Genomic DNA, 3,763 nt, shown 5'->3' on the forward strand with positions numbered 1-3,763 from the left:
GAGCTCCGAGGTCCGGTTTCGACCGGGCGCGGCGCCCGGGGGATCGGGGGCGGTGTCGCCGGTCGCGCAAAGGGTCTGGCGCAGAGAGTCGGATCGTTCAGGGGATGGCTCTGCAAGGGAGCCACCCTCCCGCCGGGGGCGCGGTAGCGGCAAGGGGTTAACACCCCCGCTGGTTCGGGAGACCGAGCCGTACAGCTCCCGGAAAACCACGCACGCGGAGCGTCTGTCTTTCGCCGAAACGGTATTTCTATTCTTCTCCGGGCGAAGACCCGGACGCTCCGCCGGCCCTTCCCATCGCTTCAGCGAGAGATCGCGTGAGGGCGAAGACGGCTGGGAGGCAACAGGCAACAGGCAACAGGTGCCGAGTCACAGACCGTGTCATATCCGGCAGATCTCGGCATTCTGCACACCGCCTCCTCTGTGGCCTGTTGCCCGTTGCCTGTTGCCTCCCTCTCCCCTCACCCAACGTAACGCATCTTTTCAATCGCCGGCCCCGGCACTAGGGTCCGCCCGTTCGAAGTGACGGGGCGGCACAGGCCTCGAGAGGAGATGCGTTTGCGGCCCGGTCTGGATCCCAAGGCGAGTGACGAACCCATCTTCGACGCCCTGATCGCCGCGCGCGAGCGGTTCGGCGACAAGGAAATTCTCGAGGATCAGGACCGCAAGCCCCTGACCTATACCGGCCTGATCCGTGCCGCCTTCGTGCTGGGACGCAAGATCGCAGGGCTCACCGAACCGGCCGAGCGGGTCGCCATCCTGCTGCCGTCGTCCATGGGCGTCGTGGTGACCTTCTACGGTCTGCACGCCTTCGGGCGGGTGCCGGTGATGCTGAACTTCACCTCGGGCGAGGCCAACATCAAGGCGGCGATCAAGGCCGCAGGCGTCAAGCGTATCCTCTCGGCCAAACGGTTCGTCACCCAGGCCAAGCTGGACGACCTGATGACCGAACTGGCCACGGTCGCCGAGATCGTCTGGCTGGACGACCTGCGCGCAACGATCGGGCTTCAGGACAAGCTGTTCGGCCTGATGGCGGGCTTCATGCCCAAGCGGTTCCGCACCCCGACCAAGGCGACCGATCCCGGCGTCGTCCTGTTCACCTCGGGCAGTTTCGGCGCGCCCAAGGGCGTGGTGCTGAGCCAGGGCAACCTGGTGGCCAACTGCCGCCAGATCAACACCCACATCCCGCTCGACCCCGACTGGGTGATGTTCAACCCCCTGCCGACCTTCCACTGTTTCGGCCTGACCGGGGGCGTGCTGCTGCCCCTGTTGCAGGGGCTGAAGGCTTTCCAATACCCCTCGCCGCTCCACGCCAAACAGATCACCGAACTGTTGCCCCAGGTCGGCGCCTCGATCCTGTTCGCCACCGACACCTTCCTGAACCAGTATGCCCGCGTCGCCGGGCCCGACGACTTCTCGACGCTGAAGTTCGTGGTCGCCGGCGCCGAACGGGTCCGCGACGAGACCCGGCATCTGTTCAACACCCGGTTCGGCGGCGTGCTGGTGCTCGAGGGCTATGGCGCGACCGAGGCGGCGCCCGTGGTCGCCGTCAACCATCCCGAACGCAATCGCCCCGGAACCGTCGGCCAGATGCTGCCCGGCATGGAATGGCGGCTAGATCCGGTCCCCGGCATCGCCGAGGGCGGGCGTCTGTATCTGCGCGGCCCCAATGTCATGAAGGGCTATCTGTCGCCCGACGATCCCGAGGCCATCGACCCGCTGGAAGGCGGCTGGCACGACACGGGTGACATCTGCGCGGTGGATGACGAGGCCTATGTCACCATCCTGGGTCGGGTGAAGCGGTTCGCCAAGATCGGCGGCGAGATGGTCTCCCTGACCGCAGTCGAGGGCCTGGCCGCCGCCGTCTGGCCCGAGGGCCGCCACGCCGTCGTGTCGATCCCCGACAGCCGCAAGGGCGAGAAGCTGGTCCTCGTCACCGACCAGAAGGACGCCGAGTCGGGTCGCCTGTCCGAATGGGCCCGCGACCACGGTGCCCCCGATCTGGCGGTGCCGAAGAAGATCCTCAAGGTGAAGGAACTCCCCGTCCTGGGCACCGGCAAGACCGACTATGTCGCGATCCAGAAGCTGGCGGAGGCGGGGTAACAATCCTCACCCGCCCTTCGCGGGGGAGGGGGACCACGAAGTGGTGGAGGGGGCGAATGCAGAAACGGTGTCTGGGGTCGCCCCCTCCACCGCCTGCGGCGGTCCCCCTCCCCCGTTCGCTTCGCACCGGGGGAGGATCAGATCAGCCGATCCGGACGCCCGTCATCGAGATCGACCCGCCGGTGATCTCGTCATTGAAGAAGGAGATCTCATCCCCCGGCCGCGCCTGCGCCGCGACATAGAGCAACGGCAGATAGTGCTCGTCCGTCGGCACGCTCAGCTGCGCATCTTCGGCCAGGTCGACCCAGTCGATCAGGGCGTCATGGTCACCGCGCACGAAGGCCGCCTTGACCGCCTCGTTGAACGATACCGCCCACGGATAGGGACTGTCCTCGCCCGTCCGCTTCCAGGTCCGCAGGTTATGCACGAAGTCGCCCGACCCCGCGATGACGATCCCCTCGTCCCGCAGCGGATTCAGGGCCCTGGCCAGGTCGTAATGCTGGCGCGCCGTCAGGGTCCGGTCCAGCGACAGCTGCACCACGGGCACATCGGCGTCTGGCCAGACATGGACCAGCACCGACCAGGTCCCGTGATCCAGGCCCCAGGTCTCGACCGCATGGGCCCGGGTCAGTTCGGACACCCGCCGCGCCAGATCGGGCGACCCCGGTGCCGGATACTGCATCGCCTGCAGTTCCGGCCCGAAGCCGCCGAAATCGTGGATCGTCTCCGGCCTCGCCTGCGCCGTCACCCCCAGCCCACGGGTCTCCCAGTGGGCCGAGATCATGACGACGCCCTTCGGCTTGCCGATCGCCTCGCCCAGCTCACGCCAGGCCGCGACGTACGGTCCGCCGAGCGCATTCATCGGCGAACCGTGACCAAAGAAGACGGCCGGTTGGGACATGGTTCAGCCGTGCAGCTTCAGGGCGATCTCGGCAATGTGCCGGCCCTGATGCCGGGCACCGCCCAGCTCGATCTCGCTGGGCTGACGCGAGCCGTCGCCGCCGGTGATCGTGGTCGCGCCGTACGGGCTGCCGCCGTGGATGGCCTCCAGCGTCATCTGCTCCTGATAGCTGTAGGGCAGTCCGACGACGATCAGGCCGTGATGCAGCAGGGTCTTGTGGAAGCCGGTCAGGGTCGTTTCCTGACCCCCATGCTGGGTCGCCGTGGCGGTGAAGGCGCCGCCGACCTTGCCGATCAGGGCTCCGCTGAACCACAGGCCACCGGTCGTGTCCCAGAAGGCCTGCATCTGCGAGGCCATCGTCCCGAACCGGGTCCCGGCCCCGACGATGATAGCGTCGTAATTCTTCAGGTCGTCGACCGTCGCGATCGGCGCGGCCTGATCCAGCTTGTAGTGGGAGGCCACGGCCAGATCATGAGGCACCGTTTCGGGCACGCGCTTGATGTCGACGGTCACGCCCTCGACGGAACCGGCACCTTCGGCGACCGCGTTCGCCATCGTCTCGAGGTGGCCATAGGTGGAGTGATAGAGAACCAGAACCTTCGCCATGGGGCGCTCCTGCAAAAACCGCGACGCGCTATCGTAACAGCGTCTGTAGCGGATTTAGGCTCTCATCCCCGCCGATCAAGCACCGGGATCGAAACGCTGGGTTTCGACCACCGCCTCGAACGGGCAGATGCGGGCATAGAAGGCGTCATCCCCCGG

General features: G+C 67.0%; 3 protein-coding genes. 1 reads left to right on the forward strand and 2 read right to left on the reverse strand.

Going from position 1 to position 3,763, the window contains the following annotated elements; all coding sequences use genetic code 11:
• Window positions 1–549 precede the first annotated feature (549 nt).
• Window positions 550–2,100, forward strand: coding sequence for an AMP-binding protein (locus ACILQR_RS15975; protein ID WP_395652357.1), 1,551 nt, complete (start codon window positions 550–552; stop codon window positions 2,098–2,100).
• Window positions 2,101–2,242: 142 nt separating this feature from the next.
• Here ACILQR_RS15975 and ygiD read toward each other — a convergent pair whose 3' ends face one another.
• Together ygiD and wrbA are read right to left on the reverse strand one after the other, a co-directional pair.
• Entirely contained in the window at window positions 2,243–3,001 is a 759-nt protein-coding gene (gene ygiD, locus ACILQR_RS15980; protein ID WP_395652358.1) for a 4,5-DOPA dioxygenase extradiol, read from the reverse strand.
• Between the two features lie 3 nt (window positions 3,002–3,004).
• The gene (wrbA, locus tag ACILQR_RS15985) at window positions 3,005–3,607 is read right to left on the reverse strand and encodes an NAD(P)H:quinone oxidoreductase (RefSeq protein WP_395652359.1); all 603 of its coding nucleotides are present in this window, start codon (window positions 3,605–3,607) and stop codon (window positions 3,005–3,007) included.
• Between the last annotated feature and the right edge of the window lie 156 nt (window positions 3,608–3,763).

Source organism: Brevundimonas sp. (assembly GCF_044239655.1).
Classification (GTDB): domain Bacteria; phylum Pseudomonadota; class Alphaproteobacteria; order Caulobacterales; family Caulobacteraceae; genus Brevundimonas.